Source organism: Actinokineospora alba, assembly GCF_004362515.1.
Classification (GTDB): domain Bacteria; phylum Actinomycetota; class Actinomycetes; order Mycobacteriales; family Pseudonocardiaceae; genus Actinokineospora; species Actinokineospora alba.
The window spans coordinates 2,910,232-2,935,120 of record NZ_SNXU01000001.1 but is presented as its reverse complement, the minus strand read 5'-3'; the positions used below and the strand labels follow the sequence as shown (position 1 = coordinate 2,935,120).

Here is a 24,889-nt window from a genome sequence, read left to right as displayed (position 1 = left end):
TTTGCTCGTGCGCAGGTTGATGCCGCTGTCGAGGATTTCCATCTACGGGAGCTTGGTAGCGAGCAGTTGCTCGAGTTTGGTGACGTGAGGTAGCTCGCTCGTCCAGACTGTGATCACCATGTTGGCATTGCCTGTTGTGGATATGCACAGGCGAAGGTTCGGCAGGGTCGACAGCGCATCCACGGTCTTGTCCAGCTGAGCGGGCTGAACCCTGAATCGCCACGTGCAGCTGATTGGCCAGCCGGAAACGGATTGCGCCACCTCGCATCGGAAGGACAGCAACCCTGAGCGCAGCAGACGAGGTAGCTGTCGTCGGACGGTCGCGGCATTGCGACCGGTTGCCTCGGCGAGCTCGGCCGCCGCGCGGCGACCGTCGACAGCGAGAGCCTCGATGAGAGGCCAAGCATGCTTCGGCGGGAGGCTGTCGTCGCGCCGCGTTGCGCGGGCCTCGACTTCCAGTGCTGTCGCTTGTGAGGAGTTCAAAGCACCGAGCCGCCAGCTGCTGCCGTCTCGGTACATCGCAGTGCCCAGGTAGGTGCGGATGGTGGCGACTCCGGGAAAGGTCGCCAGCTCGTCGGTGAGAAAGCCGGTCATCTCCGTCAGGTCGCCGGTCATGACCGTCAACATGAGGTCTCTTCCCTGAGTGGACTCCTCCACTGTGACCACCCGCGGGTCTTTGCACAGGGCCTCGATGGCGACGGCCCGTCCGCCGGGCATGCAGTCCACTTCGATCAATGCGGTGGTCAGGTCGCCGTGGACGCCGCCCGGGCCGGCGGTGATCCAGGCGACGCCGCTGTCGCGGAGTTTTGACCAACGCTGGGCTAGGACCTGCGGGTTGCTGTCCAGGATCTCATCCGCCGCGACCCACGAGACCCGTGGCGCGATTTGCAGCGCATGAAGGAGGACAAGGTCGTCCTCGCCTACGGGCTCTCGGTGCACCTTTCCAAGGGTACAACAATATTTACGCTCATATCTATGAGTTTCCGGTGCGTAAAGGTAGTCTCGGTGGAGACTTTCCGAAACCTCATTGAGGTGGTCCATGCCACAACACGGTCGACAGTGCAGTCGAGTCAGTCTCGACCCGGCAGAAACCACGTCCGGAACAGGAGATCGTCGATGTCCAAGCAATCCCGCACCCTTCGCCGCGTCGGCTTCGTGGCCGGAATCGCCATGATGCTGCTGGCACTGGCCGCGTGTGGCGGCTCGGGGGACAAGGGGAACGCCAGTTCCCTCCCCAAGGCCGGCGACACCATCACCATGAGCCTGCCGGGAGGTCTGACTACGCTGGACCCAGCGCTCGGCAGCTCGGCCCAGGCCGCAATCGCCTCCTGGGCGATGTACGACACGCTCGTCGCCATCGACTCCGATGGCAAAGTCATCCCGGGCCTCGCCAAGTCATGGAAGGCCACCCCGACCCAGGCGACCTTTGAACTCAAGGACGGCATCACCTGTTCCGACGGCACTGCGCTGACCCCGGACGACATCGCCGCGTCCCTGACGCGCTTCCTCGACCCCAATACGGCCGCTCCTCTGCGGGGGTTGGTTACCGGGCAGGGAGAAGCGACGGTGACAGCGGACGACTCCTCCGTGACAGTGAAGCTCTCGCAGCCCTGGACCCAGCTCGTCGCGGGTCTCACCGTACCGTTCACCGGCATCATCTGCCCCGAAGGGCTCAAGGAGCCGAAGAGTCTGGCCACAAAGTCGGAAGGCACCGGCGCCTGGGTCGCGGACTCCCAGGTTTCCGGTTCCTCCTACACGTTTAGCTACCACGAGGGCTACGAATGGGGCGCCGAGTACCCTAACCAGCCCGCCGGCACGCCGCCGAAGAAGCTTGTGATGAGCGTGATCACCGACGAGAGCACGATGGCCAACCTTCTCGCGACGGGCGAGATGCAGGTCGCCTCCTTCGCATCCGACGCGTGGAAGCGCTTCGCTGACACGCCGAACGCGACGATCGACGTCAAGCAGTTCTACGACACGTTCTTGATGTTCAACGAGAACGACGGCCACCCCACGGCCGACCCCCAGGTTCGGAAGGCCATCTCCCAGGCGATCGATCGCGAGCAGCTCAACAACGTCCAGTCGTTCGGCGCCGGTAAAGTACTGAACAACCTGGGCCAGCCCAACTACGAGTGCTACGACGACAGCATCGCCGACATCATCCCCGCGACCGACCCTGAGGCTGCGAAAGGTGTGCTCGACGGCGTCAAGGTCCGAGTTCTTGGCACCAATATCCTTGCCGGCGGCGACGCCAATAACTACGTGCTTGAGGCCCTGCGCGGCGTCGGCGCCGACCCTGAACTGCAGAACCTCTCGAACGAGGCGTGGATCGGCGACCTGTTCAGCGGCAAGAACGACTGGGACGTCAATCTCTACGTCCAGGGTGTCCCCTTCACCAACATGCTCCTCACGGCGCTGAACTTCATCGGACCGCCACCGCCGAACGGTCAGAACCTCGGCAACGTGCAGAACGAGGAGGCAGCCACCGCGCTGGGCACCTACACCACTACGGAAGGTGAGGAGAGCTGCGCCGCGATGAGCGATATTCAGAAGGCCCTTATCGGCAACAACGACGTGCTCCCACTCGCCTCTGTGCCTTACCACATGGTGTATGCCGGGGGCTCCGCCGCCGTCGCCGCCAAGGGCTACATCCTCCCGGCGACCATCCGGGTCGCGGGCTGACAAGCGCCAATCACCTCCCGGTCAGAACCGACCACTTTGCGAGAGTGAACGATGCAGACAACCACACCGCTGCCGCCACAGAAGCGCAGCAGATCGAGAGACGACCACCAGCAGGCGGCCGCGGTGTGGCTGCACTACCTTGCGGTCCGGGCCAGGGGACTCGTCGTCGTGCTCGTCGCGATCACGATTCTCACGTTCCTGGTCGTGCGGCTCGTCCCGGGCGATCCCGCCCGACTCATCCTCGGACCGACGGCAAGCGCCGAGGATGTGAAGCGGGTCCGCGAACAACTGGGACTGACTGACTCGCTGCCTCAGCAGTTTTGGTCCTACGTGACCGGAATCCTGCACGGTGACCTGGGAACCTCGTTCACTAACAGCCAGCCGGTCTCGACCCTTCTCAGCCAGCGCTTCCCGCTCACCGTCGAGCTTGCCTGCGCGGGCCTGCTGGTCGTTATCCTCCTCGGATTCCCCCTCGGCCTGGCGGCCGGCCTCCTCGGGAGGGACGGTCGCGGGGCCTGGCGAAGCGGCGTCTTCTCCGCAATCACATCAGTCGTCGGCGCGCTTCCCGAGTACATCACCGGAACGTTGCTGATCCTCATCTTCCCGCTGACCTTGGGCTACCTGCCAGTCCAAGGAGGATCCGGGCCAGACGAGATCCTGCTTCCGGCGTTGGCCGTAGGCCTTGGGCCAGCCGCCGTCCTCGCACGACTCGTCCGCAACGAGACCCGCGCCGTGCTCAATCAGGAGTACATGATGACCGCCGCCAGTAAGCGGATCAGCACCTGGCGCACTGTCAGCCGACACATCCTGCCCAACGTCATCACAAGCACGCTCACCTTGGGAGGCGTCCTGCTCATCGCGCTCATCGGCGGTACGGTCATCACCGAGAACGTCTTCAACATGGCCGGCCTAGGCAACGCCTTGGTTAGAGCCGTTCAGAGCAACGACTACCCGGTCGTCCAAGGCATCCTCCTGCTCCTTGGATTGGTGGCGGTGCTCATCAACGTTGCGGTCGATGTCGTGCTCGGCGTGCTCGATCCCCGAGTGCTGGGAGAGACCGCATGACCCAGCGTTCCCAGCGGCCGCCTGCGATGCTGATCGCGGGTAGCTCGCTGCTTGCACTCATCATCTTGGTCGCGATTTTGGGCCCGCTCCTGCTTGGTGATCATGCAGAGCAGCTCACGGCCGACGTTCGCCAGGGACCGGCTGCGGCGCACTGGCTGGGCACTGACGCTTTCGGCCGCGACATTCTCGCCCGCACGCTGGTCGCGACCCGCCTGACCCTCCTGATGGCCCTGGCTTCCACCCTGATCGCCAGCATCGTGGGGATCGGGTTCGGTGCACTCGCCGCACTCGGCTCCCTGCGCACGCGCCAACTCGGCGCCCGCCTGGTCGACCTTCTGGTCAGCTATCCGCCTATCATCATCGCCATCGCGATCATCGCCATCTTCAACCCCGGCAAGGTCTCCGTAGCCGTCGGCGTTGGGGTCGCTCTCGTCCCGCAGTTCGCACGTCTCGCGAACAAACTGACAGCAGTCGTGCTGACTAAGGACTACATCAGCCTCGCGCGGTTGCTCGGCGTACCCGGGGGGCGACTGGCGCTTCGCCACGTGCTGCCCAACATCGCCGCACCCCTACTCGTGCTCGTTTCGGTCGTGTTCGCAACCAGCATCATCGCCCTCTCCGGGCTCAGCTTCATCGGCCTAGGCGTTCAACAGCCCGATTACGACTGGGGCCAACTGCTCGCAGCCGGTCTGCGCGACATGTACCAGGCACCCGCTGCGGTATTCGGTCCCTCGATCGCCATCCTCATCACCGGACTCGCCGCTGGGCTCCTGGGTGACGGGTTCGACGCCTACTTCCAACCTCGGAGCGGCGCCCGAACACGGCGGGCGAGCAGTGCGCCCCTCGCCGGCAAGACCAGCGAGGACACGTACGAGGAGATGTCGTGCTCGGACGTTGTGAAAGTCCGGCAGCTCAAGATCGGCGCCGGCGAGGACGTCGACGACATCCCCCTGGTCCGGGGAATCAGCTTCCACATCCGGGCAGGTGAGATCGTTGGGCTGGTGGGCGAATCTGGTTCGGGCAAATCATTGACGGCCATGGCGACCGCCCGCCTAGCTTCGCCTCAACTCGTGTGGTCGGCAGCGACCCTGAACGTCGCCGGCGCCAGCCTGGCTGACCCCGACATCGTGCCTCCCAAGCACATCGCGACCGACCTCGGCGTGGTCTTCCAGGACCCGTCGTCGTGCTTCAATCCCGCCATGCGACTCGGCGCGCAGCTGACCGAGGTTGCCCGGGTGCACCGGGGGCTCGCCAAGAAGCAAGCTTGGGACGAAGCACTTAACAGACTCGCGGAGGTCCGCATCTCCAATCCGCGGCTGCGGATGCGCCAGTACCCCCACGAGCTCTCCGGCGGCATGCGGCAGCGAGCCATGATCGCGATGGCTCTGCTCTCCGAGCCCAAGCTGCTAATCGCGGACGAGCCGACAACGGCACTCGACGTCACCGTACAAGCCGACGTGCTTCGCCTCATGAAGCAGCTCACGACCTCGCACGACATGGCGATGCTCCTCATCTCGCACGACATCAACGTCGTGGCCACGATGTGCGACCGCATCTACGTCATGTATGCAGGCAGCATCGTCGAGGAGGTGACCACCGAGGACCTGCGATCGGGACACGTGATGCACCCGTACACCCAGGCGCTTCTGGCGGCCGCACTCGACTCCCAAACCGATGTCACGCAACCTCTGCAAGCGCTGCACGGACGCCCGCCGGAGCCGGCCGACTACATCCGCGGGTGCGCCTTCGCCGCCCGCTGCCCTCTCGTTCACGAAACGTGCCTCACTGTCGCCCCCGCCCTGCAGCGACACGGCGACGGCGAGGTGTCCTGTCACGCCATGGCTCCCGCTACTCAGGAAACGATGTCTCGATGACCAACCCACAGCCCCGCGCTCCCATCCTCCAAGCGCAAGCAATCGAGGCGGGCTACGGCCGCGCGAGCCGCTCGGGGCGCATCCTGCACCGCGTCGATCTTGCCGTGACGCCCGGTCAGACCGTTGGCGTAGTAGGAGAGTCCGGTTCCGGCAAGTCGACGTTGGCGAAGGTACTCGTCGGACAACTGTCGCCAATGGGAGGGTCAGTCCTGCTGGCCGGAGACCCGCTCACGACCGCGCGGAGTCGCGTCATGCGCAACCGGCGCAGGTTGGTGCAGCTGGTACCTCAGGACCCATACAGTTCGCTCGACCCACGCATGACGGTTGGCCGCGCAATCGCGGAGGCGATCGACCCTCGGAGATCCTCACTCGGCGCCCACCGGCAACGCGTGAACGACCTCCTCGAGAAGGTCGCTCTGGACGCCTCGGCCGCGGACCGCCTGCCCCACGAGTTCTCTGGTGGCCAGCGGCAGCGGATCGTTATCGCCCGCGCGCTGGCCGCCAAACCGCGCGTTCTGGTCGCCGACGAGGTCACCGCGGCACTCGACTCATCAGTCCAGGCCGAAGTCCTCAACCTGCTTCGGTCCCTTCAGGCAGATCTTGGCATCGGCATGGTGTTCATCACCCACGACCTAGCGCTCGCCCGCTACCTGTGCACCGAGATCGGCGTCCTGTACTTGGGCAAGATGATGGAGGCCGGAAACATGACCGTGCTCGACCATCCCGCCCACCCCTATACCCGCGTTCTGCTCGACAGCGTCCCCGATCGTAAGGGGACACTGCTGACGAACGCGACCCCGACACTGGGAGCAGACGCGGTTCCCGACCCAGCGGCACCGCCGCCCGGCTGCGTGTTCCATCCTCGATGTCCCGTGGGTCCCCTGGTGATCCCAGAGCGGACGCGCTGTGCCACGGAGGCACCCAGCTTCGACGACATCGCCGATGGGCAGCGCCGAGTGGCTTGCCACTTTCCACTCCGCACGGAGGCCGTCAGCGGGCATCAAGCGCCCGAACCGACCAATGGACACTGACTAAATATGCACCCTCACGCCAAGACGACAACGTCGCACTCCAGGGCCGGAGCTGCGGCTAGAGCAGGAGCACCACATGAATGAAACCCTCGCCAAGGAGACGTCCGTCTGCCTCAGCTTCGATCTGGACGCCATTTCCGCCTGGGTCGGAACGCTTGGCTTGACCTCGCCGACCTATGTCTCGCGCGGAGAGTTCGCGGCCCGGGTTGCCGCCCCTCGCATCCTCGACCTGCTCGACCGAGAAGGCGTCAAGTCAACCTGGTTTATTCCCGGGATGGACGCCGAGGCCTTTCCCGACGTCTGCAAGCGTATCCGCGACTCCGGCCACGAGATCGGCCATCACGGCTACGCCCACGAGGTTCCCACGCATCTGGAGGAGCCTGCGGAGCGGCGCATGCTTGAGCGTGGCTTGGAAGCTCTCGACAAAGTGCTCGGAGTTGTTCCCGCCGGCTACCGGTCACCCTCCGCCGACCTCTCTCCGAACTCCACGCGCCTGCTCGCCGAGTACAGCTTCACGTATGACAGCAGCCTGTGGGGTAGTGACTACGGGATGTACCGATGCCGGACCGGCGACGTCGTCGACCCGGACATGCCTGTCGAGTTCGGCCCGGAGCTCGACCTCGTCGAAGTGCCACTGGGTACCATCATCGACTTTGTCCTGCTCGAGTTCGTCATGACTCCCGGACTAGTACTGCCTGCCAGTACCGACGTCGTCGCCCTCGGCAAGCGATGGGTGGCCGATCTGGAGTTCATGGTCGACCGCGTTCCCGGCGGAACCCTCACTGGTGTCTGGCACCCCGCTGCGATCGGAAGGGCCAGCAAGCTCCACACCGTCGAGAACTTTATCCGCCGGGCGAAGGAACTAAACGTTCCCTTTAGGACCATGTCGGAAGCGGTCAGCGACTGGAAGAGCGTCAGTTGAGCCAGACAGCCGACCTCGTCCTCCGGCGGGGAAAAGTGCTCACTGTGGACCCCGCGTTTACGGTCGCGTCCGCCGTGGCAATCCGTCGTGGCACGATCGTCGCGGTTGGAGCCGACGGCGACGTCGTCTCGATGATCGGTCCCGAGACGACCGTGATCGAACTCGATGGCGCCACCGTCGTGCCGGGCATCAACGACGCCCACCTGCACGGCGTGGGCTACGGCATGACCCGGCCTCCGATGGTGCTCGACCTCCTCCACCCCAGCGTGATGTCCATCGCCGAGATCGTGCGGGCTGTGGGCACTGCAGCCGAGACCACACCGCCGGGGACCTGGATTCGCGGACGCGGCTGGGACCAGGCCCTCCTCGCGGAGTGCCGTGCCGATCGGTCTCGGGCGCCGCACAGACGCGACCTAGACGCTGTCAGCCCCCATCATCCCGTTCTTCTCACCGATTTCTCGGGTCACGCGGCGTGGGTCAACACAGTCGCAATCGCGACCACCGGGCTCGGCACGCGAGTGGCAACTCCGCCCGGCGGGATCATCGATACTGAGGACGGCGAACCCACCGGGATCGTCCGCGAGGCGGCGGTCGCTGTCTTCAGCGAAGCGATCCCCGCCCCATCTCGTGCCGAGCAAATTGACGCCATCGAAGCCGCGGTGGCCGAGTGTGCCCGGCGCGGGATCACCAGCTACACGGATCCGGGACTCACGGCCTCCGAGGTCGACGCCTACGAGGCCCTGGCCGCGGAGGGTCGGCTCCACGCACGCGTCACCGGACTGCTGCTGCCGCAGCGGCCTGTGGGCACCGCGGCCGATTTCAAGGACGTTCTTGACAATTGGCCCACGCCGACCGGCACCAACCAGCTCCGGTTCCGCATCGCCGGGGTCAAAATCTTCGCCGACGGCATCCCACCCAACCGCACCTCGTGGATGAGTGAGCCGTACGAGGACGGCGGCCACGGCTGCCTCTCAACGCACGGCGACACCGACGACGTACGCATCGCCGAGCTCCACACCATGATTGAGCACGCTCACCGGTGCGGGCACCAGATCGGAGTGCACGTCACCGGCGATCGCGCAATCGACGCAGTCGTCGCAGGATTTATCACCGCCCAGCGCGACGCACCGAACGCCGACCCGCGCCACTACATCATTCACGCCGACTTCCTGAGCCGTGCCAGCATGACTCTGCTTAGCGCGAACGGGTTCGGCGCCAACATGAACCCCACCATCAAATGGGTCATCGCAGACGCCGAGAACGACGTCGTTGGGCCGGAGCGCGCCGGATACGAGATGCCCTACCGCGACGCCCTCGCAGCCGGGGTGACCGTGACCAGCGGGTCGGATGCGCCTGTCACATCCCCCGATTGGCTGCAAGGCATCTCGACCATGATCCTGCGCGAAGCGAGGGGGAGTGGTGCTGTGTCGGGTCCCGACCAGCGCATCGACCTCGAGGCCGCTCTCCGCACGTACACGATTAACGCCGCCTGGCAAGACGGCGCCGAAGGCTGGAAAGGCTCCATCGAGACCGGCAAGGTCGCCGATCTCTGCGTCTTGGACGGCGACCTACTCACCGCAGACCCGCACGACATCCCGCACCTAACAGTTCGCTACACGGTGCTCGACGGAGAGATCATCTATGCCCAGGCCTGAGCACCGCGGTGATCTCGTGCCCGCGCCGAGCATCGAGGACACGGCGGCTTACGCCCTCGACCTTCTCAGCGCGCTCATCCGAATCGACTCCACCAACACAGGTGAGGACGAGACAACGGTGGGGGAACGTACCTCAGCCGAGTTCGTCGCCACGGCACTCAGCGACGCGGGCTACGAAGTGAGCTACGTCGACGCCGGAAACGATCGCCACTCAGTGGTTGCTCGTCTGGAGGGCGCTGACCGAGAGCGCGGAGGCTTGCTCGTGCACGCACACCTCGATGTCGTGCCCGCGGACCCCTTCGACTGGACCATCCACCCCCTCTCGGGAGAGATCCACGACGGATACGTGTGGGGCCGAGGAGCCGTGGACATGAAGCATATGGTCGCCATGGCTCTCTCGCTAGCCGTTCGCTACAAGAGGCACAACATCGTTCCCGCCCGCGACATTGTTTTCGCATTCGTCGCCGACGAGGAAGCGGGCGGACGCCTGGGCGCCGGGTACCTCGTGCGCACGCGCCCCGAGCTTCTCGACGGCGTCACCGAAGCGATCGGCGAAGTCGGCGGCTTCTCCCACACGCTCGACAACGGCATTCGGGCCTACCTCATCCAGACAGCGGAGAAGAGCAAACGGTGGCTCAAGATCCGGGCGCGCGGCGTTGCCGGTCACGGCTCCATGATCGTCGAAGATAACCCCATCGAGAGGCTCAGCGAGGCCTTGACCATCTTGGGCCGACACCGCTTCCCAGTGACGATCACGCCCACCGTTCGTGAGTTCCTCCACGGGATCAGCCAGGCAGGTGGGTGGGCCTTCGCCCACGACGAGGACGCGGAAGACGTCGTCGATCGACTCGGTGGCCTGTCGCGGATCATCGGGGCGACCATCCGCGACACGGCGAACGTCACGATGGTGAACGCCGGCTATAAGTCGAACGTCATCCCTGCGGTCGCCGAGGCGGAAGTCGATTGCCGCCTTCTGCCCGGGCGGCGCGAAGCCTTCGACGCGGAACTGGCGACCCTCCTCGGCCCGAAGATCGAGCTTGAGTGGCACGAGCAGGACAGCGTTGTGACGACATTTGATGGCGGCCTCGTCGACACGATGGTCGCCGCGCTGCTTAAGCACGATCCAGGGGCGATCGCGCTGCCCTACATGATGTCCGGCGGTACCGACGCGAAGCGGTTCGCTCAGCTCGACATTCGCCACTTCGGGTTCACGCCCCTGTTACTCCCTCCGGACTTGGACTTCGCCGCGCTGTTCCACGGCGTCGACGAGAGAGTTCCCGTGGATTCGATCCGGTTCGGGGTAAGAGTTCTGGACGAGTTCCTCCGCCAGGCTTGAGGGCGCCGCCCAGTGGTGAAGGCGACCATAAGAACGAGACCGGCAGCCGACCTTTTCAACGGTGACGCCGACGGCTAAAGGGAACAGTGCGTGGAGAACAGCAGCCGGGGTCGCAGTACGCCTCGGTCGATGCCGTCGTCCACCATGTCCTTCCCGAACCGGTTCAAGGATCAGGTCGCGGGGCGCGGACTCATTGTTGGCGACCTTGACAGCTAAGAATGACGGTCCGGCTCGTCGGCGCGTCGGGCGTTCCTTGAAGCTGACGCGTATATGAAGGCGTCAGCATCTGGGTGGTCCGTTCCGGCTACATCACCGCGTCGAGCCCGGACGAGAAGGACTCCCTCTTCGCCCCCAGTGGCGACAAGGTGTACCGGCATCCGACGTTCTACGAGATCCCCGACAACGTTCCGCACATGTGAGCTGACGATGACTGATTCACGACCCTTCGAACCGGTTGACCACGAGTCCGTCTACGACGGACTGCTCGGTGGCGACCAGTCGCGGTGGGCCTTCGGGACCGACTTCGAGACCCGCTGGCCGGTGTCGACACGACTGTCCCCGAGGGCGTCGGCGGTCACGACCACACGACGTACTGCCTGATGCTCGCCGGCGATGCCTTGTTGATGTCGCACCGGCTCTCGCAGTGGTGCAGCAACGCTCCTGACCTCGAGGAGGACATTGCGCTGGCCAACAGCGTGATCGTTCGCTGTCTGTATCCCCGCCGCCCTCGGCGGCGTGATCGAACCTTGATTGATCCCACCCGATCACCGGCCGCACCTCACCATGCCCCACCCCGGGGCCAAACCGGGTGGCATCGCGAATGGATGACCGGCACCCCGGAGACGGGGCTGCCCGCCCAGCACCGGCTGGACCTCGTGAAACACGACCTACCACAACCCGACGACCCAGGGAAGGACGCACCCCCGGCACCCGTCCGGCCAACTCCATGATCGCGACGACCGTCGGCGACGGCATCAAGGCCAAGCCCCCTTCAGGGGCGGGACCTGCGGCCCCGGGCCTGACCCCGCCGCCACGATCACGCACACCCCTAACCCGGCCGAACCACCAAACAGTGGTCCTTGACCGGCCCCGCTCCTTCATGGATGACAGTATTCGCAGAAATTTCAGATGTGTGGTTTCCTGAACCTATGTAAGCGATGCACTTGGCCTGGCGGCCCGTTCAAACATTGCGCGTATGGGCACAACATCCTACCCCTTTGGTCAAGAAATTTCGGCGGGACGCCTAAATTTGGGCTGAGTCGGACACGCTAAGTGATGTCTCGTAACTGATCTTGTTGTTGGCTGTCTTGGGTGTTCTGTGGTCAGCCGGTGATGGTGATGTTGTGCAGGTTCGCGATCGCTGACGCGGTGTCGCGCAAGGTGTGGGCTGCGCGGCGGTAGTCGCGCAGGATCTTCCAGTTCTTCATGCGTCCGAGGGTGTGTTCGACGCGGGCGCGGACCTTGCGGTGCGTGGTGTTGAGGGCTTCTTGCCAGTCGGTCAGAGGTTGGCCGTCGGCGCGTTTGCGGTAAGGCATGATCACGCCGGGGTTGCCTTGGTAGCCGCCGTCGGCCATGACCGGGCGCCCGGCCAGGGTGTGCTCGATGCCGGAGTCGCGGTAGACGGTGCAGTCGTTGCGGTTGCCCGGTTCGGGGTCGCCGGTGGCGATGACCAAGCGGGTGTCGGCGTCGATCGCGACTTGCAGGTTGGTCGAGTACCGGTAGTTCTTCGACGGTGCCGCCAGTCGGTGATCCCGGGTTGGCACCAGGGTGCCGTCGACGATCGCGATCTGGTCGATCCGCCGCTTGCGGACCGGGGCCAGCGCCAGCAACGGGCCGATGGTGTCGATGACCCGGTGGGCCGCGGAGTGCGACACACCGAACAGGGGCCCGATCTGGCGCATCGTGAGGTTGGTCCGCCAGTAGGTCGCGACCAGCAACACCCGGTCGGCCAAGTCCAGCCGCCACTGACGGCCAGGGCGACCGTCGGTGACCTGCTCGCCGCCACGCTGGGCTACGACCCGCACGAGCTTGCGGAACTGGCCGGGTTCCAAGCCCGTGAACGGAACGATCCACTCCGACCGGGACGCCGAGATCACCTGCACCACACCATGATCAACGATCACCCCGGGACACCCATCACCGGGTTACGAGACATCCCTTAGGTTCTGAACTGCGCTGAGAGCAGTCGGACATCGACATGAGCCTATTAGCGAATTTCCTGAATACGTAGAAGGAGCCTTTTGTATGACCGATTATCGCGATCTCCGGGCATTGTTCATCAATGGCACGTTGAAGTACTCGCCGGAGCCGAGCAACACCGAGGGGCTGATCGACATCAGCCGGACGATCATGGAGAAACGCGGTGTAGGCGTCGAGGTGATCCGGGCAATCGACTATGACATCGCCACCGGGGTCTGGCCGGACATGACCGAGCACGGCGCGGCCACCGACGCCTGGCCCGCCCTCTACGAGAAGGTGATGGCCGCCGACATCTTGGTGCTGGCCGGTCCGATCTGGCTGGGCGACAACTCCTCGGTGATGAAGAAGGTCATCGAGCGGCTCTACGCGTGTTCCAGCCTGCTGAACGATTCCGGGCAGTACGCCTACTACGGCCGGGTCGGTGGCTGTCTCGTCACCGGCAACGAGGACGGCGTGAAGCACTGCGCGATGAACGTCCTGTACAGCCTGCAGCACCTCGGCTACACGATCCCGCCGCAGGCCGACGCCGGATGGATTGGCGAGGCCGGTCCCGGACCGTCCTATCTGGACGCCGGTTCGGGCGGACCGGAGAACGACTTCACGAACCGCAACGCGACGTTCATGACGTGGAACCTGTTGCACCTGGCCCGGATGCTCAAAGATGCGGGCGGGATCCCGGCGCACGGCAATCAGCGCGCCGGATGGGACGCGGGCTGCCGGTACGATTTCGAGAACCCTGAGTACCGCTGACCGGGTGCGGACTGAACGGCCGGTTGCAACCTCTTCTCAAGGTGGCGCTAAGGAACTGCCTCGTACCGTGGTTGAAGACGGCGGCGTGAGGAGGGCCAGATGACCAGTCTTCGCGTGGAATTGTCCGGTCCGAGCGTGGCTGGGCGACCATGAGGTCGAGCTTGGATTTCCGCTCCGCCGTGGGCTGTTCGCCTATCTGACGTTGCGCGGCGGCCAGCCCGTGTCCCGCGATCGGCTCGTGCACGCATTGTGGGGAACCGAGGCGCCGGAGAGCGCGCGCGGCAGCATCTACACCTATGTCGCCGGGCTGCGTAAGGACATGGACCTCGCCGGTGCGTCCGTGAGACTGATGTCCGCACGCACCGGTTACACGATGAACCTGGCGGACTTCGACACCGATGCTCGTCGGTTCGACCGCCACTGGTCTGCTGGCCGCACACTGGCCGAGACCGCCGCGATCGCCGAGTTCGACGCTGCGCTGAAACTGTGGAATGGCGCCCCGCTGGCCGGCGCGGGCGGCGCCTTGGTGGACACCGAACGGGCCGGTCTGGTCGAACAGTGGCTGGCCATGGCGGAGCAGCGCGGCACCTTGATGCTGGAGCTGGGCGGTCAGGAATACGGACTGGCATCCGAGCTGTCACTGCTGACCGATCTCCACCCGTTGCGCGAGCGGTTGCGGGCGTTGTTCCGCATCAGAATGTGCGATCCCTTCACGAACGGCCGACTGTCTTGGTGTGTCGAAAGGGAGGTATACGTTGATCAGCTGGGTATTCAGGGAATCCAGCGTGTTTCGTGGATTCTGCTGCCGCAGATGGCGCCCGCGGGTGGCGGGTGATCGGCAAAGGCATTTGTTCACGCCTCTTCGTCGCCAACTCACCGGCGGCGGAACAAGATGGAGAAGGCTAACCGACATTTCCTGGAGTGCGAAATCATGAATCTCCCGCCGGTGGTAGGTAACCCCGCCGAAGAGCACCATCGACGAGCGTCGGTCGTGTCGGTGACCGACAACCCGCACTTGGCCCCGGACCCGCGGTGAGGCGGCGTGCGTGGCGAGAGCGTGCGCGCCAGCCCCGGCGAACGTGCGGACCACAAGCTCTCCTTTCAGGCAATGCGCTGGACATCGAAATTTCCGTGCACCGTTTTTCTTGCCCGACCACACGAATGCGTGGCCCTTTGCCTGTTGCGACTTCCAAGTCCGCCCTGATGGTCATGGGCTCGGGCAGAGAATGATGTTCGCTCGGGCATCTCTGGATCTCCCCACTGCTTTTCCGGTGATCTTCGATAGGCTCCGGCCTGCCTGTTGCGGGCAATCAAGCGAATTCTGGTAATCATGATTCGCTGAAATCGGACCTGGATGGGATCAAGATGAAGCTTCGTGTGAACGCCCTCAGACGGGCCGGACTCACCGTTGCTCTTACCGCAGCGCTGGTCGTAGCCGGTGGTGTGCACGCCGCGGCACCTGCATCCGCTACCTCTGGCACGCTTTCGGTGTGTGCTCGTTCGGCAACTACAGCACGTACTTGCTCTACTACAAGACTCGAACCATTTCGCAGGTCGTGCCGCGTGGCGCGTGCGCTGAGGTGCGTTTGCCGGCCGCTCTAGGCCGGGGCGACGACATCGAGGGGATGAGTATTCGTGGGCGGGACGGCAAGGGTGACTTCTGGGTCGCCACGGTCAGCTTCCAGCCGGGTCGTGGCGGACCGGTGAGGACAAATGGGCAGCTTGGTGACGCCTGGGCGCTAGTGCCTGGCCTTCACTCCTGACCTGAACCCGGCGACGGTCAGACGGCGATCCAGAGCAAGTGCTGGTTGCTGGGCCAGAGGCCGGTAGCCACACGACTTCAACCGCCCTTGGTTGATCCGGTGATGCAGGCGACGGCCCTGAGCTTGTTACGCCGGACGCGCCCAGGTCTCGCGCGTGCGCCCGACCTGCGGCGCGGCCGGATGTCAAGTTGCCGCTTGGTACCTCGATGGACGTCGCGGAGGTTTCCGTGTAGCTGCCCGTGGGCGTCATTTGTCGGCGACTCAACATGGCGGGTCGGGTGAGGATCTCATTGTGGGCGCGGGCGCCGGTGGTTCTTGGACCACAGGCGCCATGCGCGAGGATCTTCCGGGCGCTGCTCGCGATCTGCCTCGGCCATCTTCAACCGGATGCGGGCGCCACCTAGCTGGCCTTTGTCGACGATGATGCGCCCCCCGGTGGACTCCACGGCGGACCGGGCGATGTCGAGGCCGAGCCCGGTCGACCCGCAGCCGCTCGCGCCCCGGAGCAAGGCGCCGCTGGGATCGGCGAAGCCCGGACCGCCGTCTTCCACCACAAGCGTGATCCAGCCCGCGTGTCGCACCACCTGGACCGCTATCGGCGCGGACGGGGGTGTGTGTTGGAAGACGTTGGCCAGCAATGTGTCCACGACGGCCTCGACCCGGTCGCGCGCGAGCGGTACCTTTGCCGGCCCGTCGGTAAGCGTCACCTCGAAGGAACGTAGCTGCGTCTCGGCGTGAGCGGACCAGAACATCATCCGTTCTGCCACGGCAGCAGCGAGGTCGCACCTCGGCTTCGCCGTCGCGACGGTGCTGAGTTGGAGGGAGTGGATGATCTGGTTGACGTCGTGCTCGAGTGTCTCGACCGAGACGCGGACGCGGTCCGCGGCATCGCCGGAGCCGATCGCCTCGGCGTCGAGACGCAATGCAGTGAGTGGCGTGCGGAGCCGGTGCGAGACGTCCGCGATCATCTTCCGCTCCTTCGCGAGCATCTCGTCGGTGCGGTCAGCGGTCGCGTTGATCGCCTCACCGAGTTCCTCAAGCTCACGCGGTCCTTTCACCCGCAAGCGGCGACCGCCGTCCAGCGCGACCTCGGTCAACGTCGTGAGCGCCCGCCCGATCGGGCGCAGCGGCCGCAGACCGAGCGGCACAGCGCCTGCCATGCCTGCCGCGGCGACAAATAGCGCGAGTATGACTTTGCCGTGCGGAAATGGGATGGGAGCCGACACCACGGACACGACAGCGTTACCGCCGTCAGCGGCTCGCACCGGCAGTACGACAGCGGGATCACCATTGCTCATTCCGAGCACCCCACCGTGCGCGAGCCGAGCCTCCAGCCGACCGGAGCGGCCTGCCGGTGTGCGACCGATAGCCGCGCGGACGATCTCCTTGTCCTGGGTCGCGGCCAGCACCTCCGCGACGATGGTCGCATCGCTGAAATCCTTCTCGTGCACGAGATCGCGTTCGTGCGATACCGCGAGGACGACGGTCAACGACACCAGAAGAACGGTCAGCACCGTGCAGGCGACAAGGACCGCGCGTCTGGCGAGCCGCGTCATCCGGGTGCCGCGAGGCGGTAACCAACCCCGCGTACCGTGTGCAGATAGCGCGGATCGGCCGCGGTTTCACCGAGCTTGCGGCGCAACCAAGATGTGTGGACGTCGATGGTGCGGTCGTCTGAAGTGGACGCCTGATCCCACACCGCCTGCAATAGCTCGTGCCTTTTGACGACGCGGCCCGCCCGCTGCGCTAGGTAAACCAGCATGTCGAACTCCCGCCTGCTGAGGTCGAGCACGACGCTGTCCAATGTCGCGTGTCGCGTGCTCAGGTCGATCTTGAGGCCGCCGAGATCGATGACGTCTTCTGGTTCGTCTGTCTCCGATGCGGGCTGGCTGCGCCGCAGCAACGCGTTGATCCGGGCGGCGAGATGTCTGCTGGCAAAGGGTTTGACGATGTAGTCATCAGCGCCCCCGTTGAGTGAGCGTACGACTGACTCCTCGTCCCCGCGGGCGGTCGCGACGATCACCGGGACGTTGCTGATGCTGCGGAGCATCGTCAAGGCCACTCCGCCGTCGAGGTCCGGCAGGCCGAGGTCGAGCACCACGATGTCGAGCTCGGTATTGGCGACTTCCTGTAACGCGGCAGCTGCTGTGCCCACGGCGTGCGTGTCCAGACCGAGTCCGCGGAGCGCGTGCACCAACGCGACCTGGACTGCGGGATCGTCCTCGACTACCAGCGCTCTAGGCATGCCGGAAAGCCTAGGCGCGCCACTGCGTTGCGGGACCGTGAACAGGGGTTCCGGGCACATGAGTGTTCCCTTAAGTCCCTTACGGCGATTGTGCGCGTTCCTTAGGACTACGTTAGGGCAACGCGGCGTAAGTTCTCTGCTGCACCGTGTTCGCGGTGCGGCAGTTCACACAGTGTTGTGGAGTTGGTGTGGCGGAACTGATGCTTGCCGGACTCGGCAAGGCTTACGGCGACGGCACGCGTGCCGTGACGGACCTCGACCTGGACATCCGGGACGGGGAGTTTCTCGTGCTGGTCGGACCCTCGGGGTGTGGAAAGTCGACTGCTCTGCGGATGGTCGCGGGTCTGGAGACCATCAGTGAGGGCACGATCCGGATCGGCGACCGCGTCGTGAACGACGTGCCGTCCCGTGACCGCGATGTCGCGATGGTGTTTCAATCCTATGCGCTATACCCGCATCTGAACGTATTCGACAACATCGCGTTCGGGCTCACCTTGCGTAGGATGCCGAAGAAGGAGATCCGGCAACGGGTGCGCCGGGTCGCCGAGGTGTTGGAACTCACCGAGCATCTCGATCGCAAGCCACGCAACTTGTCCGGTGGGCAGCGGCAGCGGGTGGCAATGGGGCGGGCGATGGTGCGATCGCCACAGGTATTCCTCATGGACGAGCCATTGTCCAATTTGGATGCGAAGCTGCGCGTGCAGATGCGGGCGCAAATCGCCCGGATGCAACGTGATCTCGGTGTGACGACGGTGTACGTGACCCACGATCAGACCGAGGCGATGACGCTGGGCGATCGTGTTGCGGTGATGAAACGTGGTGTGCTGCAACAGGTCGGTCCTCCTCAGGAGCTCTATGACCGGCCAGTGAACCTGTTCGTCGCAGGCTTCATCGGTTCGCCGGGGATGAACCTGCTGGTGGCTCGACTGCACGTGGACGGTGACGGCCAGCACTGGGTCACGCTCAACTCCGACGCGCTGCGACTGCCGGATTCCGTGCTGCACGAACGCCCCGCGCTGGCGAATTTCGTCGGCCGGGACGTCGTGCTCGGCGTCCGGCCGGAGGACATGGAGGACGCGACCCTCGTCGACCACGTCGAGGGGTCGTTGCTGCATTCGGTCGCCGATCTGGTGGAGGCGATGGGATCGGACGTGCTCGTGCACTACCCGGTGGACGCCCAACCCGCCGACACCGTCGACACGCGGGCGCTCGCCGAGGACTCCGGTGCCGACGACGTGCCCGCCAAGCACAACGGCATGGTGATGGTCGGGCGCTTCAGCCCGCGATCGCGGATCTACGAGGGGCAACCGATCGCGATCTGGATCGACACGGCCCGCCTGCACTTCTTCGACCCGATCACTGGTGCCGCCATCTGGAATGAGGAGAGTTCATGAGACTGAGCAAGATCGCCGGGTTGTTCGCGCTCGCGCTTGCCGCGACCGCCTGCAGCCCCGGTGAGTCCGCGAGCGTCAGCGCGACCGATGGCGACGGTGCACTGAAGGGCCAGACCGTCGACATCATCGGCACGTGGTCCGGCGAGGAGCAGGCGCGTTTCGAGAAGGTGCTCGCCGCGTTCACGGCCAAGACCGAAGCTCAGGTCAGATACACCGGCGCGGGCGACGAGTTGCCGACCGTGGTGCAGACCAAGGTCTCCGGCGGCACGCCGCCGAGCGTCGCACTCGTGGCACAGCCGGGTTTCGCCGCCCAACTCGCGAAATCGGGTGCGATCAAGCCGGTGAGCGCACAGGTGGAGCAAGAGGTCGCGGCGAACTACGCGTCGATCTGGCGGAAGCTCGGGAGCTTCGACAACAAGCTGTACGGCATCTATTTCAAGGTCGCCAACAAGTCCACCATCTGGTACAGCAAGAAGGCGTTCGAAGCCGCCTCGGTCCCGCTTGATCCACCTGCGTCGTGGGAAACGTTCCTCACCACCTCCCGTTCGCTCGCGGACGCGGGTACGTCGGCGGTGTCCGTCGCGGGTGCCGACGGCTGGACCCTCACAGACTGGTTCGAGAACGTCTACCTGCGCACCGCTGGACCGGAGAACTACGACAAGCTCACCAAGCACGAGACCCCCTGGACCGACCAGAGCGTGCGGGTGGCGTTGCGGGAACTGGCGAAGCTGTTCGGTGACCAGAGACTGATCGAAGGCGGCTCGTCGGGCGCGCTGCAGACCGAGTTCCCGAAGTCTGTCACGAACGTGTTCGGTGACCCAGGCAAGGCGGCGATGGTGTTCGAGGGCGACTTCGTCTCCGGTGTCATCAGCTCCAGCACCGGGGCCGTCGTTGGTCGCGATGCGACGTTCTTCCCATTCCCCTCGGTGAATGGCAGCGCTCCCGCGGTCGTCACGGGCGGCGACATGGCCGTTCAGTTCAAGGACGACAAGGCCACCAACGAGTTGATGAAGTTCCTCGCCTCGCCCGAGGCCGGTGCGGTGTGGGCGGCCGAGGGCGGCTACCTCTCGGCGAGCAAGGGCATCGATGCCAAGGCATATCCCGACGATGTGACCCGCGACCTCGCACAGCAGATCATCGACGCGGGCGACAACGTCCGATTCGACCTCTCCGACCTCACGCCCACCGCGTTCGGTGGCACCAAGGGCGCGGGCATGTGGAAGGACCTGCAGGACTTCCTCGCCGATCCGACGAAGGTCGAGGAGACGATGCAGCGCTTGGAAATGAGTGCGATCAAAGCGTACGCGTCGTGACCCAGGTGCTGCGCGCACGCCGCGGCGCGGCCGAGCCGGGGCGTTCCCCCGGCAAGGCCGCGCTGTTTCTCCTGCCCGCTGTGCTGCTCCTCGGTTCGCTGGTCGTCTATCCGCTCGTCTACTCGCTGTTCCGCAGCTTCTTCGATGCGAGCGGCGACAAGTTCGTCGGTCTAGGCAACTACGAGGAAACCTTCACCGACCCGCGGACGCTGATCGCTTTCCGCAACAACGTGATCTGGGTGGTCGTTGCTCCGGCCGTGGTCACCTGCCTTGGCCTGATCTTCGCGGTGCTGACCGAACGGATCCGTTGGGCAACCGCGTTCCGGCTGATCCTGTTCATGCCGATGGCGATTTCGCTGTTGGCGTCCGGGATCATTTTCAGGCTCGTCTACGAGCAGGATCCGGAGCGCGGTGTGGTGAACGCGGCGATGGTCGGCGTGCACGACGTCTTCGCTACGCCGTCTTCCTATCCCGGTGCCCGCCCGCGTTCCGGCTTCGACGCCAGTGAGAGGGGATACACCAGCACCGCAACGGTTTCCCCTGGCGGCGTGGTGTCCCTGCCGCTGGTCGGGTACTCGCCGCAGCAGTTGCCCACCAGCGCTCGTCCTGTGTCGCAGCCGTCGGCGGGCCGCAACGAGGTGCGCGGCGCGGTGTGGCTGGATGTGTCGACGGGTGGCCGGTCTGGCCGGATCGATCCCGCCGAACGCGGCCTACCCGGTCTCACGGTCGAGATCGTGCGGGACGGAGCCGTGGTGGCGACCACGATGACAGGTGACGACGGCAGGTTCACCTTCCCCAACCTTGGGCCGGGGGAATACTCGGTGCGCTTGCCGTCCGGCAACTTCGCGTTGCCGTTTCGCGGTCTGACCTGGCTTGGTCCGGCGCTGGTCACGCCAGTGATCATCTCTTCGTGGATCTGGATCATGACGGGGTTCGCGATCACCTTCATCGCCGCCGGACTGTCCGCGATTCCCCGTGACGCTCTTGAAGCCGCGCGGGTCGATGGCGCGACCGAGTGGCAGGTGTTCAAGCGGGTCACCGTTCCGCTGCTGGCGCCGGTGCTGCTCACCGTGTTCGTCACGCTCGTGATCAACGTGCTGAAGATCTTCGAGTTGGTCTTCGTGATCGCACCGGGTTCCGTGCAGGAGGAAGCCAACGTCCTGGCGCTGCAGATGTGGCAAGTGTCATTCGGCGCGGGCGGCGACCAGGGCGTCGGCAGCGCGTTGGCGATCATCCTGTTCCTGCTGGTCGCCCCAGCGATGCTCTACAACATCCGTAGGTTCCGACGGGAGCGATCGTGACTACTGCGCTGTCTCTCGAGCCCCGTGAGATCCAGGTCGTCGAGGTACCGGTGACCGGATCACCGAAACGAGGCATGCTCACCCGGTTCGTGTCGAAGCTCGGCAACGGTGGGGTGCAGGTCGGCCTCGCGCTGGTCGCGTTGTTCTGGCTGACCCCGGTGATCGGGCTGCTGGTCGCGTCGTTCCGCAGCGAGCAGGCCAACACCGCGAGTGGCTGGTGGACGATCTTCACCAAGCCCCTCGATCTGACCCTGGAGAACTACGCCGAACTCGCGGGTAACAAGGCAATCTGGCAGTCGTTTCTCAACACCGTCTACATCGCGGTCCCCTCGACGGTGCTGGTCGTGGTGATCTCCGCGTTGGCCGCCTACGCCTTGGCATGGATCGACTTCCCCGGTCGTGACTGGCTCACCGTGGTCGTGGTCGGATTGCTGGTGATGCCGATCCAGGTGGCGTTGATCCCGGTGGCGAAGCTGTTCGGCGCGGTGGGACTGTTCGGCACCATCGCCGGCGTCGTGTTGTTCCACGTCGCGTTCGGCCTGCCGTTCGCGGTGTTCCTGCTGCGCAACTTCTTCACCGGGATTCCGGTCGACCTGGTGGAGGCCGCGCGGATGGACGGCGCGACCGAATGGGTGGTGTTCCGCCGGGTGATTCTGCCGATCGCCAAGCCGGCGCTGGCGTCGCTGACTATCTTCCAGTTCCTCTGGGTGTGGAACGACCTGCTGGTGGCACTGGTGTTCGCCGACCAGGACTCCGCGCCGATCACCGTCGCACTGCGATCGCAGCTGAGGCAGTTCGGCGCGAACATCGACCTGCTGTCCACCGGGGCGTTCCTGTCCATGGCGGTGCCACTGGTGGTGTTCCTGGCGTTCCAGAAGTACTTCGTGCAGGGGGTGCTCGCCGGATCCACCAAGTAGCTCCTGCCCAAGAAATGACAGCGGCGCGCGCTCCGGATTTCTCCGGGCGCGCGCCGCTGCCCTTGGTATTACATTCTCACCGGTCGTGAGAGTCGAGGTCACCGGTTCAACACTCGCCACTTCATCGCAACTCGTGAGTTCGAGAGTCCGAGGCAGCCTTCAGGCGTGATCGCGCAGAGCTCTTGAACGCGGCGGCCGTACAGTCCATTCGCAAGGGCTATGAAGCGACCAGCATCGGCGACATCGCGAAGTCCACGGAGCAACCAAGTCAGCCGTCTACCGTCACGTGACGAGCAGGGAAGAGTTGCCGTCCCAGGCATTCGACGAGGCTCGCAACGAGCTGAGCAAGGCGGTTGGCGTCGCCACGAAAGCAGAGGGGCCGACCTCCGAACGACTGCACGATGCGGTGCGCCGCTGCGTCGAGGTGTTGGTGGCATACCAACCCGCGGTCACCCTTCTGCCCCGCGTGCACGGTAGTAGTGGTGCCCAGGTGAGGGCTCTTCAGCGTCGCCGAAGTGTCGCCGCTAACCCCGCAAACCCTCGTCAGGCAGGCGGTCGATGAGGTGCTCTGCGTAGCGACCCTGGACCCCGACCTGGTCAGCCTGCAGCGGTTCGGCTTGTCAACTCGCTGGTCGAGTGGTACCGCATCGACGGGCAGATTCCGACCGAGCAACTTGCCTCCACGATCTTGACGCTCGCGTTCGAGGGCCTTCAGCCACCTGATGGAGCACCTCGGGCCAGGCGACGACGAGGCCGCCTCGCCGGAAGTAGCTGTGCACTCCGGGCAGGGATGGCGGACAAACAGTCGGCCGCCCTTCCTCCGGCCTTGATCGCCGGAGCCTGGGTGTTGCACGATCGCACGATGCCCGCGCGATCGAGGCGTGGATGCTCCGCTCGCTTTGGCTTCACACGTGGAACTGGAGTCAATCACGGGCCAACTTTCACGCCAGTTGGTGCAGTCTGCAGACGCGGTGTGCGACAAACGCTCGCTCCTCGTCAATCCCGGCCAGCGAGTTGCCAGCGAGTTGCCAGCGTGCAGTCAGCGTGCGGGACGTTGGTCGACGATCCGGCGCATCTTGCCGACGGACCGCTCGACACCTGCGGGTTCAACGACCTCGACCGCGACGGTGACGCCGATCGAGTTCTTGATCAGTCTCTGGAGAAGAACACCGGACTCCTGCGCTCCTTCAAACGGAGCCGTCTCCCGGCGCTCGACGCGCACCGTGAGGTTGTCCAGGTTCCCGGTTCTGCCCAAGACGCACTGGAAGTGCGGTGAGAGTTCCGGGGTGGAGAGGATAAGTTCCTCAATCTGGGTCGGGAAGAGGTTCACCCCGCGCAGAATGATCATGTCGTCGGTGCGTCCGGTGATCTTCTCCACCCGGCGCATCGTGCGCGCCGTGCCGGGTAGGAGCCGGGTCACGTCGCGGGTCCGGTACCGGATGACCGGCATCGCCTGCTTGGTTAATGAGGTGAAAACCAGCTCGCCGACCTCGCCATCGGGGAGCACCTCCCCGGTAACCGGGTCGATAATCTCGGGGTAGAAGTGGTCCTCCCAGACGTGGAGGCCATCCTTGGTCTCGACACATTCGTTGGCCACACCAGGGCCCATGACCTCCGAGAGCCCGTAGATATCGACTGCGTGCATGTCGAGGCGCTGCTCCATCTCGCGACGCATGTCGTTGGTCCACGGTTCGGCGCCGAAAATGCCGACCTTCAAGGAGGTGCTGCGCGGATCGATGCCCTGCCGCTCCATCTCGTCGATGATCGAGAGCATGTAGGAGGGCGTGACCATGATGAGGTCTGGACGGAAGTCCTGGATCAGATGCACCTGTCGCTCAGTCATTCCGCCAGAAACCGGCACGACGGTGCACCCGAGCTTCTCGGCGCCGTAGTGCGCACCAAGGCCACCGGTGAACAGGCCGTAGCCGTACGCGTTGTGCAGGATGTGGCCGGCACGGCCTCCGGCGGCCCGGATACTGCGCGCCATCACAGTCGACCAGGTCTCGATGTCGTCCCGCGTGTAGCCGACCACCGTGGGCTTGCCGGTGGTGCCGGACGAGGCGTGGACCCGGACGACCTGCTCGCGCGGAACCGCGAACATGCCAAACGGGTAGTTGTCGCGCAAGTCTGCCTTCGCGGTGAACGGCAGCTTCGCGAGGTCTGCAAGCTCCTTGACGTCGTCGGGGTGCACCCCGACGGCGTCGAAGGCTGCACGGTAGTGCGGGACGTTGTCGTAGGCGTGGCGGACCGTCCAGTGCAGCCGCTCGGTCTGCAGCGTCCTAAGCTCGTCGACCGAGGCCGTCTCGATCGGCTCCAGGTCTCCGGGTCGCGGGCTCAGGTCGTCCATGGCTACTCCTTGTCTTCAGCGGGTGTCGCCGATTCAAGTGTGCGCTCGAGGACCTTCGCCCACTTGTCCGCAGACGCAGGGCTCTTGACTCCAAG

At 65.0% G+C, this 24,889-nt stretch carries 18 protein-coding genes and 2 pseudogenes; 15 read left to right on the top strand and 5 right to left on the bottom strand.

The annotated features are described in order from the left end of the window. Window positions 1–42: 42 nt before the first annotated feature. On the bottom strand, window positions 43–939 hold the full coding sequence (locus C8E96_RS13590; RefSeq protein WP_228769793.1) for an Lrp/AsnC family transcriptional regulator: 897 nt from the start codon (window positions 937–939) through the stop codon (window positions 43–45). A 177-nt stretch (window positions 940–1,116) separates the two neighbouring features. On the opposite strand from C8E96_RS13590, the gene C8E96_RS13585 reads away from it, so the two are divergent. The 9 genes and pseudogenes from C8E96_RS13585 to C8E96_RS34625 form a co-directional block, all read left to right on the top strand. After that, a complete protein-coding gene (locus tag C8E96_RS13585; RefSeq protein ID WP_166657983.1) occupies window positions 1,117–2,682 on the top strand; it encodes an ABC transporter substrate-binding protein in 1,566 nt (521 codons plus the stop codon). A 51-nt stretch (window positions 2,683–2,733) separates the two neighbouring features. Further along, window positions 2,734–3,747: an ABC transporter permease gene (locus C8E96_RS13580; RefSeq protein ID WP_091373060.1), complete on the top strand. Its 1,014-nt coding sequence runs from the start codon at window positions 2,734–2,736 to the stop codon at window positions 3,745–3,747. Next, window positions 3,744–5,621, top strand: coding sequence for a dipeptide/oligopeptide/nickel ABC transporter permease/ATP-binding protein (locus tag C8E96_RS13575; protein ID WP_228769792.1), 1,878 nt, complete (start codon window positions 3,744–3,746; stop codon window positions 5,619–5,621). The genes C8E96_RS13580 and C8E96_RS13575 overlap by 4 nt, the downstream gene beginning before the upstream one ends. Then, window positions 5,618–6,652 carry an oligopeptide/dipeptide ABC transporter ATP-binding protein gene (locus C8E96_RS13570; RefSeq protein WP_091373053.1) on the top strand — a complete coding sequence of 345 codons (1,035 nt, stop codon included), beginning with the start codon at window positions 5,618–5,620 and terminating at the stop codon, window positions 6,650–6,652. Before C8E96_RS13575 ends, C8E96_RS13570 begins: the two co-directional genes overlap by 4 nt. 76 nt (window positions 6,653–6,728) lie before the next feature. Then, window positions 6,729–7,574: a polysaccharide deacetylase family protein gene (locus C8E96_RS13565; protein WP_091373050.1), complete on the top strand. Its 846-nt coding sequence runs from the start codon at window positions 6,729–6,731 to the stop codon at window positions 7,572–7,574. Further along, window positions 7,571–9,229 carry an amidohydrolase gene (locus C8E96_RS13560; RefSeq protein ID WP_091373047.1) on the top strand — a complete coding sequence of 553 codons (1,659 nt, stop codon included), beginning with the start codon at window positions 7,571–7,573 and terminating at the stop codon, window positions 9,227–9,229. Before C8E96_RS13565 ends, C8E96_RS13560 begins: the two co-directional genes overlap by 4 nt. Beyond that, window positions 9,216–10,565 (top strand): M20/M25/M40 family metallo-hydrolase, encoded by a 1,350-nt coding sequence (locus C8E96_RS13555; RefSeq protein WP_091373044.1) that lies wholly within the window; start codon window positions 9,216–9,218, stop codon window positions 10,563–10,565. Before C8E96_RS13560 ends, C8E96_RS13555 begins: the two co-directional genes overlap by 14 nt. 272 nt (window positions 10,566–10,837) lie before the next feature. Further along, window positions 10,838–10,984 (top strand): annotated as a pseudogene (locus tag C8E96_RS34630) (1,2-phenylacetyl-CoA epoxidase subunit PaaB); the annotation flags it as partial. A gap of 7 nt (window positions 10,985–10,991) precedes the next feature. Beyond that, a pseudogene (locus C8E96_RS34625) lies at window positions 10,992–11,257 on the top strand (Phenylacetic acid catabolic protein); the annotation flags it as partial. Window positions 11,258–11,887: 630 nt separating this feature from the next. On the opposite strand, the gene C8E96_RS13540 reads toward C8E96_RS34625, so the two are convergent. Further along, entirely contained in the window at window positions 11,888–12,667 is a 780-nt protein-coding gene (locus C8E96_RS13540) for a transposase (RefSeq protein WP_091374126.1), read from the bottom strand. A 142-nt stretch (window positions 12,668–12,809) separates the two neighbouring features. On the opposite strand from C8E96_RS13540, the gene C8E96_RS13535 reads away from it, so the two are divergent. Both C8E96_RS13535 and C8E96_RS13530 read left to right on the top strand, forming a co-directional pair. Next, window positions 12,810–13,514, top strand: coding sequence for a flavodoxin family protein (locus C8E96_RS13535; protein WP_091373040.1), 705 nt, complete (start codon window positions 12,810–12,812; stop codon window positions 13,512–13,514). Between the two features lie 139 nt (window positions 13,515–13,653). Next, complete coding sequence (locus C8E96_RS13530; RefSeq protein ID WP_324187121.1) at window positions 13,654–14,349, top strand: AfsR/SARP family transcriptional regulator; 696 nt, start codon at window positions 13,654–13,656, stop codon at window positions 14,347–14,349. Window positions 14,350–15,564: 1,215 nt separating this feature from the next. Here the strand turns inward: C8E96_RS13530 and C8E96_RS13525 are convergent. Then, a complete protein-coding gene (locus tag C8E96_RS13525) occupies window positions 15,565–16,833 on the bottom strand; it encodes a sensor histidine kinase (protein WP_091373035.1) in 1,269 nt (422 codons plus the stop codon). Next, complete coding sequence (locus C8E96_RS13520) at window positions 16,830–17,522, bottom strand: response regulator transcription factor (RefSeq protein ID WP_091373032.1); 693 nt, start codon at window positions 17,520–17,522, stop codon at window positions 16,830–16,832. Before C8E96_RS13520 ends, C8E96_RS13525 begins: the two co-directional genes overlap by 4 nt. A gap of 188 nt (window positions 17,523–17,710) precedes the next feature. Between C8E96_RS13520 and C8E96_RS13515 the strand changes: the two genes are divergently transcribed. From C8E96_RS13515 to C8E96_RS13500, 4 genes are read left to right on the top strand one after another with little or no spacing between them, the layout of a single operon-like run. Next, window positions 17,711–18,916 carry an ABC transporter ATP-binding protein gene (locus tag C8E96_RS13515; protein ID WP_324187090.1) on the top strand — a complete coding sequence of 402 codons (1,206 nt, stop codon included), beginning with the start codon at window positions 17,711–17,713 and terminating at the stop codon, window positions 18,914–18,916. After that, window positions 18,913–20,229: an ABC transporter substrate-binding protein gene (locus tag C8E96_RS13510; RefSeq protein ID WP_091373030.1), complete on the top strand. Its 1,317-nt coding sequence runs from the start codon at window positions 18,913–18,915 to the stop codon at window positions 20,227–20,229. The genes C8E96_RS13515 and C8E96_RS13510 overlap by 4 nt, the downstream gene beginning before the upstream one ends. After that, on the top strand, window positions 20,133–21,530 hold the full coding sequence (locus C8E96_RS13505) for an ABC transporter permease (protein WP_228769791.1): 1,398 nt from the start codon (window positions 20,133–20,135) through the stop codon (window positions 21,528–21,530). The genes C8E96_RS13510 and C8E96_RS13505 overlap by 97 nt, the downstream gene beginning before the upstream one ends. After that, a complete protein-coding gene (locus tag C8E96_RS13500) occupies window positions 21,527–22,447 on the top strand; it encodes a carbohydrate ABC transporter permease (protein ID WP_228769790.1) in 921 nt (306 codons plus the stop codon). The genes C8E96_RS13505 and C8E96_RS13500 overlap by 4 nt, the downstream gene beginning before the upstream one ends. 1,039 nt (window positions 22,448–23,486) lie before the next feature. Here C8E96_RS13500 and paaK read toward each other — a convergent pair. Beyond that, window positions 23,487–24,794 (bottom strand): phenylacetate--CoA ligase PaaK, encoded by a 1,308-nt coding sequence (paaK, locus tag C8E96_RS13490; RefSeq protein WP_091373022.1) that lies wholly within the window; start codon window positions 24,792–24,794, stop codon window positions 23,487–23,489. Between the last annotated feature and the right edge of the window lie 95 nt (window positions 24,795–24,889).

Excerpts from the sequence above, each read along its gene's own strand:
- C8E96_RS13585 (WP_166657983.1), top strand. The coding sequence starts at position 1,117 with ATGTCCAAGCAATCCCGCACCCTTCGCCGCGTCGGCTTCGTGGCCGGA.
- C8E96_RS13580 (WP_091373060.1), top strand. The coding sequence starts at position 2,734 with ATGCAGACAACCACACCGCTGCCGCCACAGAAGCGCAGCAGATCGAGA.
- C8E96_RS13575 (WP_228769792.1), top strand. The coding sequence starts at position 3,744 with ATGACCCAGCGTTCCCAGCGGCCGCCTGCGATGCTGATCGCGGGTAGC.
- C8E96_RS13570 (WP_091373053.1), top strand. The coding sequence starts at position 5,618 with ATGACCAACCCACAGCCCCGCGCTCCCATCCTCCAAGCGCAAGCAATC.
- C8E96_RS13565 (WP_091373050.1), top strand. The coding sequence starts at position 6,729 with ATGAATGAAACCCTCGCCAAGGAGACGTCCGTCTGCCTCAGCTTCGAT.
- C8E96_RS13555 (WP_091373044.1), top strand. The coding sequence starts at position 9,216 with ATGCCCAGGCCTGAGCACCGCGGTGATCTCGTGCCCGCGCCGAGCATC.
- C8E96_RS13535 (WP_091373040.1), top strand. The coding sequence starts at position 12,810 with ATGACCGATTATCGCGATCTCCGGGCATTGTTCATCAATGGCACGTTG.
- C8E96_RS13525 (WP_091373035.1), bottom strand. The coding sequence starts at position 16,833 with ATGACGCGGCTCGCCAGACGCGCGGTCCTTGTCGCCTGCACGGTGCTG.
- C8E96_RS13520 (WP_091373032.1), bottom strand. The coding sequence starts at position 17,522 with ATGCCTAGAGCGCTGGTAGTCGAGGACGATCCCGCAGTCCAGGTCGCG.
- C8E96_RS13510 (WP_091373030.1), top strand. The coding sequence starts at position 18,913 with ATGAGACTGAGCAAGATCGCCGGGTTGTTCGCGCTCGCGCTTGCCGCG.
- paaK (WP_091373022.1), bottom strand. The coding sequence starts at position 24,794 with ATGGACGACCTGAGCCCGCGACCCGGAGACCTGGAGCCGATCGAGACG.